Annotated in this window: 13 protein-coding genes and 1 other RNA gene; 4 read left to right on the top strand and 10 right to left on the bottom strand. The window is 62.7% G+C overall.

Annotation, left to right across the window (positions count from 1 at the left end):
• Positions 1 to 118 precede the first annotated feature (118 nt).
• Positions 119 to 553 carry a YidB family protein gene (locus PQQ51_RS20795; protein ID WP_408498704.1) on the bottom strand — a complete coding sequence of 145 codons (435 nt, stop codon included), beginning with the start codon at positions 551 to 553 and terminating at the stop codon, positions 119 to 121.
• Positions 554 to 736: 183 nt separating this feature from the next.
• Positions 737 to 1,333, bottom strand: a complete 597-nt coding sequence (locus tag PQQ51_RS20790) for a ComEA family DNA-binding protein (RefSeq protein ID WP_408498703.1) — start codon at positions 1,331 to 1,333, stop codon at positions 737 to 739.
• A 298-nt stretch (positions 1,334 to 1,631) separates the two neighbouring features.
• On the opposite strand from PQQ51_RS20790, the gene PQQ51_RS20785 reads away from it, so the two are divergent.
• Positions 1,632 to 2,126 carry a MerR family transcriptional regulator gene (locus PQQ51_RS20785; protein ID WP_408498702.1) on the top strand — a complete coding sequence of 165 codons (495 nt, stop codon included), beginning with the start codon at positions 1,632 to 1,634 and terminating at the stop codon, positions 2,124 to 2,126.
• Positions 2,078 to 2,482 (top strand): carboxymuconolactone decarboxylase family protein, encoded by a 405-nt coding sequence (locus PQQ51_RS20780; protein WP_408498701.1) that lies wholly within the window; start codon positions 2,078 to 2,080, stop codon positions 2,480 to 2,482. The genes PQQ51_RS20785 and PQQ51_RS20780 overlap by 49 nt, the downstream gene beginning before the upstream one ends.
• A 13-nt stretch (positions 2,483 to 2,495) precedes the next feature.
• Here PQQ51_RS20780 and PQQ51_RS20775 read toward each other — a convergent pair whose 3' ends face one another.
• From PQQ51_RS20775 to trxA, 8 genes are all read right to left on the bottom strand, one after another.
• Entirely contained in the window at positions 2,496 to 3,842 is a 1,347-nt protein-coding gene (locus PQQ51_RS20775; protein ID WP_408498700.1) for an MATE family efflux transporter, read from the bottom strand.
• A 2-nt stretch (positions 3,843 to 3,844) separates the two neighbouring features.
• On the bottom strand, positions 3,845 to 5,605 hold the full coding sequence (locus PQQ51_RS20770; RefSeq protein ID WP_408498699.1) for an ArnT family glycosyltransferase: 1,761 nt from the start codon (positions 5,603 to 5,605) through the stop codon (positions 3,845 to 3,847).
• A gap of 344 nt (positions 5,606 to 5,949) precedes the next feature.
• On the bottom strand, positions 5,950 to 6,216 hold the full coding sequence (locus PQQ51_RS20765) for a type B 50S ribosomal protein L31 (RefSeq protein ID WP_408498698.1): 267 nt from the start codon (positions 6,214 to 6,216) through the stop codon (positions 5,950 to 5,952).
• Positions 6,217 to 6,440: 224 nt separating this feature from the next.
• A complete protein-coding gene (locus tag PQQ51_RS20760; RefSeq protein WP_408498697.1) occupies positions 6,441 to 7,274 on the bottom strand; it encodes a M90 family metallopeptidase in 834 nt (277 codons plus the stop codon).
• 15 nt (positions 7,275 to 7,289) lie between these two features.
• Positions 7,290 to 8,846 (bottom strand): MFS transporter, encoded by a 1,557-nt coding sequence (locus PQQ51_RS20755; protein ID WP_408498696.1) that lies wholly within the window; start codon positions 8,844 to 8,846, stop codon positions 7,290 to 7,292.
• Entirely contained in the window at positions 8,843 to 9,364 is a 522-nt protein-coding gene (locus PQQ51_RS20750) for a MerR family transcriptional regulator (RefSeq protein WP_408498695.1), read from the bottom strand. Before PQQ51_RS20750 ends, PQQ51_RS20755 begins: the two co-directional genes overlap by 4 nt.
• A 173-nt stretch (positions 9,365 to 9,537) precedes the next feature.
• The gene (gene rho, locus PQQ51_RS20745) at positions 9,538 to 10,806 is read right to left on the bottom strand and encodes a transcription termination factor Rho (protein WP_006048863.1); all 1,269 of its coding nucleotides are present in this window, start codon (positions 10,804 to 10,806) and stop codon (positions 9,538 to 9,540) included.
• Between the two features lie 228 nt (positions 10,807 to 11,034).
• Complete coding sequence (trxA, locus tag PQQ51_RS20740; protein WP_054039468.1) at positions 11,035 to 11,361, bottom strand: thioredoxin TrxA; 327 nt, start codon at positions 11,359 to 11,361, stop codon at positions 11,035 to 11,037.
• A 442-nt stretch (positions 11,362 to 11,803) separates the two neighbouring features.
• On the opposite strand from trxA, the gene ffs reads away from it, so the two are divergent.
• An RNA gene (gene ffs, locus PQQ51_RS20735) (signal recognition particle sRNA small type) lies at positions 11,804 to 11,902 on the top strand.
• Positions 11,903 to 12,138: 236 nt separating this feature from the next.
• On the top strand, positions 12,139 to 14,267 hold a 2,129-nt coding region (dnaX, locus tag PQQ51_RS20730), incomplete at its 3' end, for a DNA polymerase III subunit gamma/tau (RefSeq protein WP_408498694.1).

The raw sequence follows: 14,267 nt of genomic DNA, 5'->3' as shown, positions 1-14,267 counted from the left end.
GACGGTGGGTCGTCGCTAACGGTGGCGGTACTGATCGTTAGTGACGGCCATGCGGAAAAGCGGCAACGATGATTTTCGTTGCCGCTTTTTTATTGCCAGGTGCGTTACGCGTTAGGGGTTACGCGTTGCCCTTGCCGAACAGCGCCGACAAACCGCCGAGCGCGCCGAGCACGGTGGTCGAATTGAGCTTGCCTTCAGCGGGGACTTCGCCTTCCGGCGTCGCCGCATTGACGACGTGCGGCAGGATCTGCGACAGCAAGCCCGTCACCTGGTCCGGCGCGACGCCGGCTTTGGCGGCGAGGTTGGTGACGGTTTCCGAACCGAGCACGCTATGCAGCGCATCCGGAGCGATAGCCTGATTCTCGCCGTTGCTGACCCACGATGTGACCACGTCGCCGAGGCCCTTTTCCTTGAAGCGGTCGATCAGACCGTTCAGGCCGCCCGGCTGGTTGTTGACGAATTCCAGTGCCGCGGAGACCAGCGCTTGCTGGCCGCCGCCACCGCCTTCAGGCGATTTGCCAACCAGGGAACCGATAGTGTCGAGTAGGCTCATGACGGACTCTCTTGAATGCCGACCCCTGTGTGACGAGCCGGCGGGTGAAAACGCCGCGCGGTTGCGCGGCGCCGGGGGAATGAAGGCGGGCGGCGTCCGCAGTTGATCCTGTGTCGATCAATGCGTTCGTGACGGGCGTTCGGGGAAGCCGGCACGCCGCCTGCGCCAACCTGCCAAGCTGCTTTACGCGCCGGAGGCTGCCGCCGCCGATGCAGCCTTGCTCTTCTTCGCTTTCTTCTTCGATGCCTTGGTGCCGGAGGCGTCGGCCGGCGCGCTCGCCGCAGCCGTCGCGGCCGGGGCGGCGGTGGTGGCCGCCGCGTCGGACGCGGCCTTGCTCTTTCTCTTCGACTTCGATGCTTTCGTGCCGGATGCTTCGGCGGGCGCTGCGGTTGCTGGAGTCGTTGCTGCTGTCGTGGCTGGCGCGGTGGCGGCTGGTGCTGCCGCCGGCGCGGCCTTGGTGCTCACGGTGCTGCCCGACTTCGCGGCCGGCTTTGCGCCGCTAGGCGGCGTGGACGAACCGTTGATCGTCAGGCCTGCCGCTTCGAGATTGGTTACCGATTTGGTGCCGATGCCTTTAACGCGCGCGGCCAGATCGTCGGCGTCCTTGAATGGACCGTTCTTCGTGCGTTCGTCGATGATCGCTTTCGCATGCACCGGCCCGATACCCTTGACCGATTCGAGCGCCGCCTGGTCGGCGGAGTTTACTTCGACCGCAGCCGCGAATCCCGCCGACAGCGACAAAGCCAAAGCGACGCACAGCATTAAAAGCTTCTTCAGCATGGCAAGCACTCCATTGAGGGCAAAAAAGTTAGCCGGAAAAACAACAAGTCAGACAACTCATTTTAGTCAGCAGGCACTGCGCTTAAGCATAGGATAAATTGCGCGCCCTTAATTGCCATTACCGACGATTTATACCGATCGATTCGTGACAAGTAAATCAGTGTGAACAAGATTTAAACCTTTTGCCTACCGAATAAGCCTTTATGCGCGTTATCGATCAACGCGCCAATCAATCTGAAAATGACAACGGTACCCGCTTGACTTAGAGTGCACTCGAACCTCTAACCTGAGTTCCGTCATGTCAAAAGCACTCACCATCGGCCAGGTCGCCGAGACGATCGGCGTGTCCACGCATACGCTGCGCTATTACGAGCAGGCCGGCCTGATCCGGGCGGTCGGACGAACCCAGGCGGGGCATCGCCTGTATTCGCCGGCCGACCTTGACTGGCTGCAGTTCGTGATGCGTCTGAAGGCAACCGGGATGCCGATCGTCGGAATGCAAGCCTTCGCGGCGCTGCGGGCCAATGGTGAGCCTACGGTGGGCGAGCGTCGCCGGATGCTGGTGGCGCATCGGGACGCGGTTTTGGCGCGGATCGCCGGGTTGCAGAGCAATCTCGGCGCGATCATCGACAAGATCGCTTACTACGAAGCCGTCGAGCAGGCGGCGCAGCACACGGCCGCTCCGTGCGATACGACACGACAGATCGACACTCAATCGCAAGCTGAAGAGGACAAGGACTCGCCATGGAACACGCCGACAACGAACGCTACACCCGAGGCTGGAACAAATTGAAGGAGATCGACGGTTCGACCGGCGAGCAGGTGATCGCCGCGCTTGCGCCGATCGCGCCGGATTTCGGACGTCTGCTGATCGAATTCGGTTTCGGCGACATTTACAGCCGGCCGCAACTCGACCTGCGGGCCCGTGAAATCGCGACGATCGCTTCGCTCGCGACGCTCGGCTGTGCGCAACCGCAACTGAAGGTGCATATCGAGGCGGCATTGAATGTCGGCTGCACGCGCGAGGAAATCGTCGAGGTGTTCATGCAGATGGCGCTTTATGCGGGCTTCCCGGCGGCATTGAACGCATTGTTCGCGGCACGCGAGATTTTCGAGCGGCACGATCGGGAGGACGCGTTGACGGCTTGAGAGCGGTGCACCGTCAAACCCGATCCCGCCTGCTCACAACCCGCCAGTACAGCAGCAGCCCGATGCCGGCGATTGCCAGACTCGCGGTATTCGCTATCCAGAAGCCTCGCGCGCCGGTCAGCCATGCGGGTATCGTGCCGCCCACGTCGAAGCCGAGCAGATACCCGCCGCCCAGCCCCACGCCCCACAGCGCGACCGCATAGATCACGGTCGGCACGACGGCCACCTTGTACGCGCGCAGCACGAATGCCGTCGTGATCTGCAGCGAATCGAACACGTGGTAGCACGCGACGATCAGCACCAGCGGCATCGCCGCCGCCGCGACCTGCGCATTCGGCGTATAGCCTTCGATCACATACGGACGCAGCGCCAGCACGATCGCCGCGTAGCAGCAGGCGATCGATACCGCCATCACGATTCCGTGCCGCGACAGCGTGCGCGCCGCTTCATGACGATGCGCGCCGAGTGCCTGAGCGACCAGCGTCGACGCTGCGATGCCGATCGACAGCGGCGTCATGTAAAGCACCGCGCCGATGTTGCCGGCGATCTGGTGGCCGGCGAGCGTCGTGGTGCCGAAGCGCGCGATGAAAAGCGCCATGAAGGTGTACGACGTGACTTCGATCAGGTAGGACAGGCCCATCGGAATGCCGAGCCGCAACTGCGCGGCCTGACGTCGCCACACCGGCCAGCAGAAGCGCCCGAAGATCGCGAACGGCGTGAACACGTCGACGCGTGTCAGCAGCAGCATGCCGACTGCCGCTAGCCCCCAGTTGATCGCGATGCTTGCGAGCGCGCAGCCCGGACCGCCGAGCGCCGGCACGCCGAGGCCGCCGAAAATGAACCACGTGTTGAGCGGAAACTTGAGCAGCAGCGCGCCGATCTGCAGGATCATCACGAGCCGCGGTTTGCCCACCGCGTTCGTCAGCGAGCTATAGACGCGAAACGCGAGGCTCGCCGGTAGTCCGAACGACAGAATCCGCAGATAGGCGACGGTGCGCTCGTGCAGCGCATCCGGCACACGCGCGAGCCGCAGGATCGGCCCGGGAAAATACAGGATCAGAAAGCCGATCACGGTCAGCGCGAGCGCGAGCCACAACGCCTGCCGCACTTCTTCGCCGATCTCGGTGTAGCGCCGCGCGCCATAGAGCTGTGCGGCGATCGGCTGCAGCGCGGTCAGAATGCCGGTCAGCCCGATATAGACGGAAATGTAGATCGATGAACCGAGGCCGAGCGCGGCGAGATCGACGGCCGAATAGCGGCCGACCATCGCGGTGTCGATCACGCCGAACGCGATGATCGCCAGTTGGCCGATCAGCACGGGCCACGCGAGGGCGGCGATTTTCCGTACGTCGGCGAACATCGTCAGTCGGGCTTCTTGTGCCAGCTGCGGCGTTTGACGGGGACCGGCGGCTTCGGGCGGTCGATACGCACATACAGACGGAAACGCTCGTCACGGTCGGCCGCGCGGCGGCCTTCCCAAACCAGTTTCCAGACGAAGTCGGACATCGAGCTCGGTTCGCCGAAGTCCTGGGTGTCCTGGCGCAGGATCACGTCGCAATCCTGATTGAACGAGAAGTGCATGTCGCCGAAATACGCGAAGGTCGCGATCTGCGCGTTACCGAGGCGTACCGGCGAGATACAGGTGTAGTCCTCGGGCAGGTGGCTCGCGATCTGTTCGGCGACGTCCTTATAGGTCCGGCTGTAGTTGACGAGCGGCAGCGACAGCGTCATCAGCAGCACCCACATCAGCGTCGTGCCGGCGCTGGACAGCACCACGCTGCGCCACAGCACTTTCGGATGACGCGCAAGGCGCCAGCGCACCAGCGCGAACCAGCAGACCGTCACGGCGACCGCGCACACGAACGACAGAAGCTTGAACTGCGGCGCGAAACCCGGTGCGTATCGGGCCAGATTGCGCGCGAGCGGAGCCGGGAAGCCGGTCAGGCTGGCCGCATACAACAGCCAGACGAAGCTGCCGAGGATCGTGAAGCTCATCAGCGCGAACCAGTCGATCGCGTTGATCGTGCCGCGCTTGAGGGTGGGCAGCGCGAACGCGGCCAGCACCGCGAGCGGCGGCAGCAGCAGCATGAACAGCCGGTTCGACTGATGGCTTTGCATCACGATCAGCACGAGCAGCGGGAGGATCACGGCGAGCGGGATCGCCACGTGCGGCGCGCGACGCAGCCCCGACCAGCTATACCACGCCCAGATCGCGAGCGGCCAGGCCGGCCACGTGTAGAGCGGCAGGTTCTTCAGCGCGTACAGCGCCACCGACCCCGGCGGCCCTTGGAACGACACCACGCTGACATGCACCCACTGGTTCAGGTACCAGACGGCGTCGTCCGGAAAGGCGGCGAGTGCGGCGATCGGCCACACTACCGACAGCGCGAGCGCAACCGGCAAGCCGGCCAGCAGCAGCCAGCGGGTGCGCATCTCGCGCACGAACAGCGTCGTGACGAGCGTGCCGAGCAGCAGTGCGACGACCAGCACCGGACTGCTGGCGAGCGTCATGATCCCGAGTGCGAGACCCCAGATCAGCGCGCCCTGGACCGGTTTGTCGATCACGCGCACGAGGCCGTACACGAGTATCGCGATGCCGACGAACTGCGCCAGTTGCGGCGTGGTTTCGTGGCCGCGTTCGGCCAGACCGAAGCACGCGAGCAGGATCAGCAGCGCGCCGTCCGCCAGCGTGCGGCCGTAGTCGCGCGGTTCCGGCTCGCCGCCGAATGCATATTTGAACGGTTGAACTTCCGCGCGCCGGCCGAGCAGGTAGGCCGCGTACCAGACGAACGCGCAGGCCGCGCAGAACAGCAGGCCGGTGAACACGCGCGACGCGTTGCTCGCGTCCACCCACGGTGCAAGCGCGCGAATCGCGCTGGCGCCGAGCCAGTAGCCGAGCGGGCCGTCTTCCGTCATGAATTTGCCGACCAGGTTCGGCAGCAGCCAGTCGTGGGCCGTGCCGTTCGCCATGGTCCACATGACGCCGAAGCCGGTTGCGTCTTCGTTCTTCCACGGATCGCGGCCGAACAGGCCGAAAAACGCATAGACGATACAGATGGTCAGCAGCAGCCAGCGCGGTAATGCACTAGTCGCGGAGGCTGTGAGGCGAACGGCAGGTCTCATGCGGTGTGTTGATCTTGGATAAGCGATGCGGCCGGGACCGGGCGGAATGTCCGGCTGGAATGGCCAATTCCGAGCATCCGGCATTGTAGTCGTGCCGCGCGAAGCGCGTCACGCGCCGGTAACGCCTTGAAACCTGGTTGGGTGTTTGTAACGCGGTGCGCGACGCGGCCGGCTTTGTGGCTGTGCGCGGTATGCGGCGGCAATGACGACGAAAGGGGCAACAAAGAAGGCGCGCAACAAAACCCTGAAGGCTGAAAAAGGCGATAAAAAAGGGCAGCTCGCGCTGCCCCTTTTTTGCTGCTGCATCGTTGCCGCACGAAGCCGACGACGACGCGCAAGCGGTATTACTTCGCTGCTGCCTTGCCGGTAGCGCGCGTGCCGAACTTCTTGTTGAACTTTTCGACGCGGCCTGCCGTGTCCATGATCTTTTGTTGGCCGGTGTAGAACGGATGCGATTCCGACGACACTTCGATCTTGGCGAGCGGGTAGGTCTTGCCGTTGAATTCGGCGGTTTCACGCGTGTGGATGGTCGAGCGCGTCACAAACTTGAAGTCGTTCGACATGTCGATGAACAGGACTTCGCGGTAATCCGGGTGAATGCCTTCTTTCATGGTCTTTCCTTTAATCTGGCGGTAGCCAACCCGCGTGCAACCGTGTTTTCACCCGGACTGCATCTAGGCGCGAGCCACTTGCCTATGGTCGAAAAACGGCGATTATGCCAGAAAATCAGTTGGTTGGCGACCTTTGTGCAGGCTTTTTGCCAGCAGTCCGGCGTTTTCGCATGGGGTTCGGTTGAGCGGCGCAACAAAGGCTTCAAGCCCGCCGGGCAACGCTCTCAGGTCCTGGGAAAGCTCAGCCCGACGCGCGCCGGGTCTTGCCGGTAATAGCGAGCAAGCAGCCGGTACAACTCCGGATATTCGGCCTCGAACGCGTGCGGCTTCACGAACAGCGCCTCGCTGCAAACGGCAAAAAATTCCGACGGATGATCGGCTGCATACGGATCGATCAGCGAATCGCGCTCGAAACGCGCCCAGCGCCGCTCCGGCACCGCGTCCACTTTCGCGCAGAAGTGGTCGTACGCATGGTCGAACACGTCGGCCCACGCCTGGGAGTCGAGCGGTGCGTGCCAGCGGCGCATCAGCGGCGGATGACCGTCCGCGTCGCCGTTCATCATGTCGATCTTGTGTGCGAACTCGTGGATTACCACGTTGTAGGCGTCCGTGCTGTCGGTCATCTGCGCGTCTTCCCACGACAACACCACCGGCCCGCCTTCCCACGCTTCGCCGCTCGCGTCGTGTTCGACTTCGTGGACCACGCCGTCTTCGTCTTCGACTGTTTTGCGGATCACGAACTCGCCCGGATAGACGATCACGCCGACCCAGCCGCGATACAGATCGAGGCTCAGATTCAGCACCGGCAAACACGCTTGCGCGGCGATCGCGACGGTCATCGCGTCGGTCAACTCGAGTTCGTGCGCGGTCGAGAATTCCTTTTTCGCGATGAAGAGGCTGGTCAGTTCGCGCAAGCGCACGAGATCCGCCGCATCGAGATGCGCGAGAAAGGGCAGGCCGGCGAGCGTGGCTTGCCAGAGCGTGTCGTCGATTGCGTAGTCGCGCAATGCGCGGTCGCGGCGGCGCGTGCCGAACCATTCAGTGAGTTTCGAGAGCATGAGCGGATGAAACCCTTAATCGATCTGTTTTTGCCACGCGGCGAAAATGCCGCCGCATATCGCGATGCCGATCAGAAAGTAGAAGCCGTCCAGCGAGGTCAGAAAGCTGGCCTGCTGCGCGACCGTCCGGCTGATTTCGACGAGCGCGAGCGAATGCGCGTCGGACGGCGAACGGCCGGCTGCGGCGAAGCCGTTCGTCAGCGCGGCGAGCGAGTTCTGAAATACCGGATTGTACGGATTCACGAACTCCGCGAGGCGGCTTTGATGCAGCGCCTGCCGATGCTGTTCGACGATGATTACCGAGGCTGTCGCAAACGAGATTGTCAGTTGCCGCACGATGTTCTTCAGCCGGTAGCCGTGCGTGAATTCTTCGATTGCGAAAATCCTGAATGTCAGATTGGCGACCGGCAGCACGATGAACAGCAGCAGCAAGCCGCGCAGCAGCAACGGCACGAGCAACGCCGTTTCGCCGACGCCCGGCGACATGCGCGTCATCCACGCCGCAGCGAACGCGGCCACCGCGAAGCCCGGCACGATGATCCACTTCTTGCGCGGCAGCAGCTTCGCGTAACGCAGATAGACGAAGAGGGCGCTTGCGGAAATCAGTGAAGTCACGCCGACCAGTTGCCCGGTGTTTTCAACCGGATAACCGAGGCCGCTCTCGAGAAAACGCGAGATCAGATAGCTGAAAGATGTCGAGATGTAGTAGTAGAACATGTACAGCACGAGGCCGACCTGGAAGACTTTCTCGCGCAGCGCGTGCAGGCGGACAAGCGGACTCGGATGATGCCACTGCTGATACGCGAACCAGCCCAATGCGCCGATGCCCGCGACCGTCAGCAGAATGAGTCCGGGCGATGCGCTGAACAACTGGAAGCGCACCTGCTGCATCACGATTTGCAGTGCGCCTTGCGCGAACGCGAAGATCAGATACGGCCAGAAATGCGCTGAGCCGCGTTCTTCCGGCAGACGGTTGCCCGCGTCCGGCAGTGCGAGCAGCGCAAACACGGCGAACAGCACGCCGACCGGCGCGGTGCAGGCGAACAACGCGCGCCAGTCGAAATGGCCGACCAGCTGGCCGCCGATCAATGGCGCGAGCGCGCTGCTCAATACGATCAGCAGCAGGAACGCACGCGTTGCCGCGGGCCGCTGCTGCGGCTTGAAACTCATCTGGATCAGGATGCGGCACGTGCCCATCATCGGACCGATGAAGTAGCCCTGAAAGCCGCGTGCAAAAGCGAGTTCGATCGACGACTCGCAGAGCGCCGCGGCCACGGCGCCCGCGGAATAGAGCAGCATGCAGCCGGCCACATAGCGCCGGTAACCGAAGCGCTCGACCCACCATTGCTGCTGCAGGATGCCGAGCACCGCCGCGACTGCATACGAGCTCGACGCCCACACCAGTTCATCGGGCGACGCGTTGATTCCACCCGCGATGTAGCTCGTGAAAAATGAAAAAATCGAGTTGTCGAAATAGTCGAGGCCGGTGACGACCGCCAGCACCCAGGGGAAAAAATCGCCGCGTAGTTTTTCGACGCTGAACAACGATACGCGGGACGATGACGCGTTCATCGTGCCGTGCCCGACTTTCTGGTGCGTTTCGCGGCCGGCGCGTTGCCGGTTTTCGCGAGCGCGTTGCGGCGCTGTTCCAGCAGTGTGTCGGCGTTTTCGCCGGCAAGGCGTCGTTCGAGATAGTCGAGATCGGGGCTCAACTCCGCCCTGAGTTTTTGCGCTTCCTTCAGCTCGCGGCGCATCGCTTCGATGCGCGCGTCGAGCGCGTCAGCCTGTTGCGCGATCGCGTCGCGAATCTGTTGCAGCGACTCGGTGGAGTAGCGATGCTGGCCGCCGACCGGTTCAAGCGGCTGCTTCAGCATTTCGGTGATGCCGTGCAGCGAAAATCCAAGCGAACGCAGACGCAGGATGCGGCCGAAGCGCTTGAGGTCGTCTTCGTCGTAGAGGCGATAGCGGCCTTCGCTGCGGGTGGGCGACACGAGGCCGCGTTCCTCGTAGTACTTCAGCGTGCGCGGTGTGACGCCGAGACGCTCGGCGGCGTCGCGCACAGTCAACAGGGTGGGTGAGTCCTTCGGCATAGGAGATCGCAAACATGACGGGCTGTCCGCATTATAGTTCAACGTGTACGTTCACGTACATGTTATCGGGATAGTGCATGGTCAGGTTGCCCGTGAAGCAGGCGAAAAAAAACCGCTCGTTTGTCGCGAGCGGTTTTTCGTGTTCGATGTCGAACGGCGTGGAAAGCAGACGTTTAACTGCCGCCGCCGCGACGCATCATGTCGAAGAATTCGGAGTTGCTCTTCGTCTGGCGAATCTTGTCGAGCAGGAATTCCATCGACTCGACTTCGTCCATGTCGTGAATGAACTTGCGCAGCACCCAGATCTTTTGCAGTACTTCGGGCTTGATCAGCAGTTCTTCGCGGCGCGTGCCGGACTTGTTCAGGTTGATCGACGGATAAACGCGCTTTTCAGCGAGGCGGCGTTCCAGATGCACTTCCATGTTGCCGGTGCCCTTGAACTCTTCGTAGATCACGTCGTCCATGCGGCTGCCGGTTTCGATCAGCGCGGTGCCGATGATGGTCAGCGAACCGCCTTCCTCGATATTGCGGGCCGCGCCGAAGAAGCGCTTCGGACGCTGCAGCGCGTTTGCGTCGACACCACCGGTCAGCACCTTGCCCGAAGCCGGCACCACCGTGTTGTACGCGCGCGCGAGACGCGTGATCGAGTCCAGCAGAATCACCACGTCGTTCTTCATTTCGACGAGACGCTTGGCTTTTTCGATCACCATTTCGGCGACTTGCACGTGACGCGCAGCCGGTTCGTCGAACGTGGAGGCGATCACTTCGCCGGCCACCGAACGCTGCATTTCGGTCACTTCTTCCGGGCGTTCGTCGATCAGCAGCACGAACAGCACGACATCCGGATGGTTCTGTTTAATGGCATGCGCGATGTGTTGCAGCATCACGGTCTTGCCGGACTTCGGCGATGCCACCAGCAGGCCGCGCTGGCCCTTGCCGATCGGCGCGATCATGTCGATGATCCGGCCCGTGACGTTTTCCTCGCCACGCATTTCACGTTCGAGCAGCAGCACCTTGTTCGGGTGCAGCGGCGTCAGGTTTTCGAACATGATCTTGTGCTTCGAGGCTTCCGGCGGCTGGCCGTTGACCTTGTCCACCTTCACCAGCGCGAAATAGCGTTCGCCGTCTTTCGGCGTGCGCACTTCGCCTTCGATCGTGTCGCCCGTATGCAGGTTGAAACGGCGGATTTGCGACGGGCTGATGTAAATGTCATCCGTGCTGGCGAGGTACGAGGTTTCCGGCGAACGCAGGAAGCCGAAGCCGTCCGGCAGCACTTCGAGCGTGCCGTCGCCGAAGATCGTGTCGCCCGTTTTGGCTCGTTTTTTTAGAATGGCGAACATCAATTCCTGCTTGCGCAGGCGGTTCGCACTTTCGATCTCGAGGCCATTGGCCATCTCGATCAATTCGGACACGTGCAGAGTCTTAAGCTCGGATAAATGCATACGGAGAACCCGCAGGAGAAGGTGCGACGAAATGAAATCTGGGAGGAGAGTGAGCGGAACCGCTCAAGGACTTACACGTCTTTTCGACGTTTTGCGGATTCTAGCATAGCACAGGCCAAATTCCGCCAGTGCGGCGGCATGGCATCTTTCTTATCAATCGTGTTGTCGCTCGACAACACGATGGACGTGGCGCGCCCGATTCTGAGCGACGCGCCGACGCTTGTGCTTTTACAGATTGCCGTCGAGGAACGCGGTGAGTTGCGACTTCGACAACGCGCCGACCTTTTGCGCGGCGACAGCGCCATTCTTGAACAGGATCAGCGTGGGGATGCCGCGCACGCCGAACTTGACCGGGGTCGATTGATGTTCGTCGACGTTGATCTTGGCGATTTGCAGGCGATCGGCGTAATCCTTCGCGACTTCGTCGAGGATCGGCGCGATCATCTTGCACGGACCGCACCATTCGGCCCAGAAATCGAGCAGCACGGGTTTATCGGATTTCACGACGTCTTGTTCAAACGATGCGTCGCTAATATGCTTGATTGATTCGCTCATTGTATGAATACCTCTATCGGATCGAGGCCCGCCTGAATGCTCGCCACGATACATCAAAATCTAGGGGAAACTTCTGTTCGCTTTGCCGCAATCACCACCTGCCGGCGCATGCCTGAAAAGCCCCTGGACCTTTCAGGCATGTGCGGAAGGCTCGCCATTGCGGGTCATCCGTACGGCAGTTTAGCTTAATTCGCTATGCGTTGCCGGTGGCGATAGTACCCATCAGGGGGAGTAGGGACAATGGCCGCCGCTGATACGCCACGCTCTGTCATACCTCGCTACGTTTCCTATCTGGTGGCTTCGCGGACGAACACAAGAGCTTCGCGTCGCCACGGTTGCTGCCGCGCTGTTCAGGGTGCGTAGTGTGCGATTTGGTGCGTCGATGGCGCTTTGCTCGTATTAACAGTCGCTTTGCGGCCCAAGCGGTGATAGAATGTTTCGTGACGGGCCTCCTCGCATGGAGGGATGGTCAACCTGGTCAGGTCGGGAACGAAGCAGCCACAGCCGTTTTCCACCAGTGCCGAGGGTCAGGCTCGTCACCTTCTCCTTTCTTCGTTTGTTTCCGGTTGTTCTTTCGCGCTCTTCCGGCGTGTCGGTTTTTCGTCGTTATCTCCTGCTTTACCCTGGGCCTTCGTTCACGGCACCTCAGCGCCGCTCTCTGCGCGCGACATCTATTTTTTTCTATCGATCCGGTGGCCGGTTTCAATGAAGCCGCGGCGCGCGTTTGCACGTCGTCGAATCGGTTTGGCGCGTCATCGTTACTGATACAATTTCCGGATGACCTATCAAGTTCTCGCACGCAAATGGCGGCCGAAGGATTTCGCTTCGCTCGTCGGACAGGAGCACGTGGTGCGCGCGCTCACGCACGCGCTCGACGGCGGCCGTCTGCACCATGCCTATCTGTTTACCGGTACGCGTGGGGTCGGCAAGACGACGCTGTCGCGCATCTTCGCCAAGGCGCTGAATTGCGAAACCGGCGTGACTTCCACGCCGTGCGGCGTGTGCCGTGCGTGTCGCGAGATCGACGAAGGGCGCTTTGTCGATTATGTCGAGATGGACGCGGCGAGTAATCGCGGCGTCGACGAAATGGCCGCGCTGCTGGAGCGTGCGGTGTATGCGCCGGTGGATGCGCGCTTCAAGGTCTACATGATCGACGAAGTGCACATGCTCACCAACCACGCGTTCAACGCAATGCTGAAGACGCTGGAAGAGCCGCCTTCGCACGTCAAGTTCATTCTCGCCACCACCGACCCGCAGAAGATTCCGGTCACGGTGCTGTCGCGCTGTCTGCAGTTCAATCTGAAGCAGATGCCGGCCGGCCATATCGTCTCGCATCTCGAACACATTCTCGGCGAAGAGAAAGTGCCGTACGACGTGCAGGCGCTGCGTCTGCTCGCGCGCGCGGCGGACGGTTCGATGCGCGACGCGCTGTCGCTGACCGATCAGGCGATTGCGTATTCGGCCAATCAGGTCAATGAAGAAGCGGTGCGCGGCATGCTCGGCGCGCTGGACCAAAGCTATCTGATCCGTCTGCTCGATGCGCTTGCCGACGGCGACGGCGCCGCTGTACTCGCGGTCGCGGACGAAATGGCGTTGCGCAGCCTGTCGTTTTCGACGGCGTTGCAGGATCTGGCGAGCTTGCTGCATCGGATCGCGTGGGCGCAGTTCGCGCCTTCGTCGGTGCTCGACGAGTGGCCGGAAGCCGGCGATTTGCGCCGCTTTGCTGAAGCGCTGAGCGCCGAGCAGGTGCAACTGTTCTATCAGATCGCGACCATCGGTCGAAGCGAGCTCGGCCTCGCGCCCGATGAATACGCCGGTTTCACGATGACGCTGCTGCGGATGCTGGCGTTCGAACCGGCGCCTACGGGTGGCGGTGCGGCGGGGGGCGGGGCGGCTTCGGCACGTTCGGCCGGCGCGGCCGGGCCGGGCGGCGGCGCGAAGCGCGCCGGTGCGCCTGCGGTGGCTGCGCAACAGGGCGCGGCGGGTCCTGCGGCTGTCTCTGCCGCACGTGAAGTTACGAATGGAGTGGCGGCTTCGCGTGAAGTGTCGGCTATTAGCGCTGTCGCGGGGAGCGGTGTGGCGGGTTCGACGGATGCGTCCGCGACACCGGCTGTCGCCGAAGCTGCACGGGCGCCTCGAGCTCCTGCGGCGGTGCCGGTCGACGCGCAATCGGCTCACACCGACGCGGATGAACGCAAACCGACGGCCGGCATCGCCGTGACGGCTGCTGTGCAGCAAGCCGCGTTGTCGACATCTGCCGTGCGAGCGGATAGCGCTTCGACGGAAGCGGAGCAATCGGTACCCGCCACGCGAGCCGAAGACACTTCGCCGCACACGCTGCAACCGGTAACCTCGGCGACGCCCGAACGCGCTTCTGAGGAAGCTGCGGCTGCAACGCAGGTGGCAGCGGAACGGGCGCCGGGTTCGTCAGAAGACGAAGATCAGCCGGCACCGGATATTGCTGAAGCGCCCATCTCTGCCAGTACGGCATCGGCATCCAACCACACAAGCGCATCGGCCATTGCTACGCCAGTTGAAGCAAGCGCCGCGCGTCCGTTGGCGCCATGGATGGACGAACCGTCCACCGAAACTCAAGCGGAGATCGCGCCAGGTGAAACCACCTCCGCAGCCGGTCCCGAAGACGAAACCCCTGCATCCGCGCTGACCGCACCCGCCGCAGCGGCGTTCACTCGCGCGGAAGAAGCCGCGCCAGCCGTGGCGCAGCAGCAGGACCAGGTGCCCGCCACTGCAGACAGCATCCCGCGCCGCGCAGGTGGCGCGAGCGCCGCGCTCGACGTGCTGCGCAGCGCCGGCCTGAAGGTATCGTCGGACCGCGGCCGCGCCGGCGCGGGGGGCCCCCGCCCCCCCCCCCCCCCCCCCCCCCCCCCCCCCCCCCCCCCCCCCCG

This window comes from Paraburkholderia xenovorans (assembly GCF_046030735.1).
GTDB classification, from domain to species: domain Bacteria; phylum Pseudomonadota; class Gammaproteobacteria; order Burkholderiales; family Burkholderiaceae; genus Paraburkholderia; species Paraburkholderia xenovorans_A.
The sequence above is the reverse complement of the archived record's forward strand: the minus strand, read 5'-3'. Positions and strand labels throughout refer to the sequence as shown.

Excerpts from the sequence above, each read along its gene's own strand:
- PQQ51_RS20785 (WP_408498702.1), top strand. The coding sequence starts at position 1,632 with ATGTCAAAAGCACTCACCATCGGCCAGGTCGCCGAGACGATCGGCGTG.
- PQQ51_RS20770 (WP_408498699.1), bottom strand. The coding sequence starts at position 5,605 with ATGAGACCTGCCGTTCGCCTCACAGCCTCCGCGACTAGTGCATTACCG.
- PQQ51_RS20790 (WP_408498703.1), bottom strand. The coding sequence starts at position 1,333 with ATGCTGAAGAAGCTTTTAATGCTGTGCGTCGCTTTGGCTTTGTCGCTG.
- PQQ51_RS20755 (WP_408498696.1), bottom strand. The coding sequence starts at position 8,846 with ATGAACGCGTCATCGTCCCGCGTATCGTTGTTCAGCGTCGAAAAACTA.
- PQQ51_RS20765 (WP_408498698.1), bottom strand. The coding sequence starts at position 6,216 with ATGAAAGAAGGCATTCACCCGGATTACCGCGAAGTCCTGTTCATCGAC.
- PQQ51_RS20750 (WP_408498695.1), bottom strand. The coding sequence starts at position 9,364 with ATGCCGAAGGACTCACCCACCCTGTTGACTGTGCGCGACGCCGCCGAG.
- rho (WP_006048863.1), bottom strand. The coding sequence starts at position 10,806 with ATGCATTTATCCGAGCTTAAGACTCTGCACGTGTCCGAATTGATCGAG.
- PQQ51_RS20775 (WP_408498700.1), bottom strand. The coding sequence starts at position 3,842 with ATGTTCGCCGACGTACGGAAAATCGCCGCCCTCGCGTGGCCCGTGCTG.
- PQQ51_RS20795 (WP_408498704.1), bottom strand. The coding sequence starts at position 553 with ATGAGCCTACTCGACACTATCGGTTCCCTGGTTGGCAAATCGCCTGAA.
- trxA (WP_054039468.1), bottom strand. The coding sequence starts at position 11,361 with ATGAGCGAATCAATCAAGCATATTAGCGACGCATCGTTTGAACAAGAC.
- PQQ51_RS20760 (WP_408498697.1), bottom strand. The coding sequence starts at position 7,274 with ATGCTCTCGAAACTCACTGAATGGTTCGGCACGCGCCGCCGCGACCGC.
- PQQ51_RS20780 (WP_408498701.1), top strand. The coding sequence starts at position 2,078 with ATGGAACACGCCGACAACGAACGCTACACCCGAGGCTGGAACAAATTG.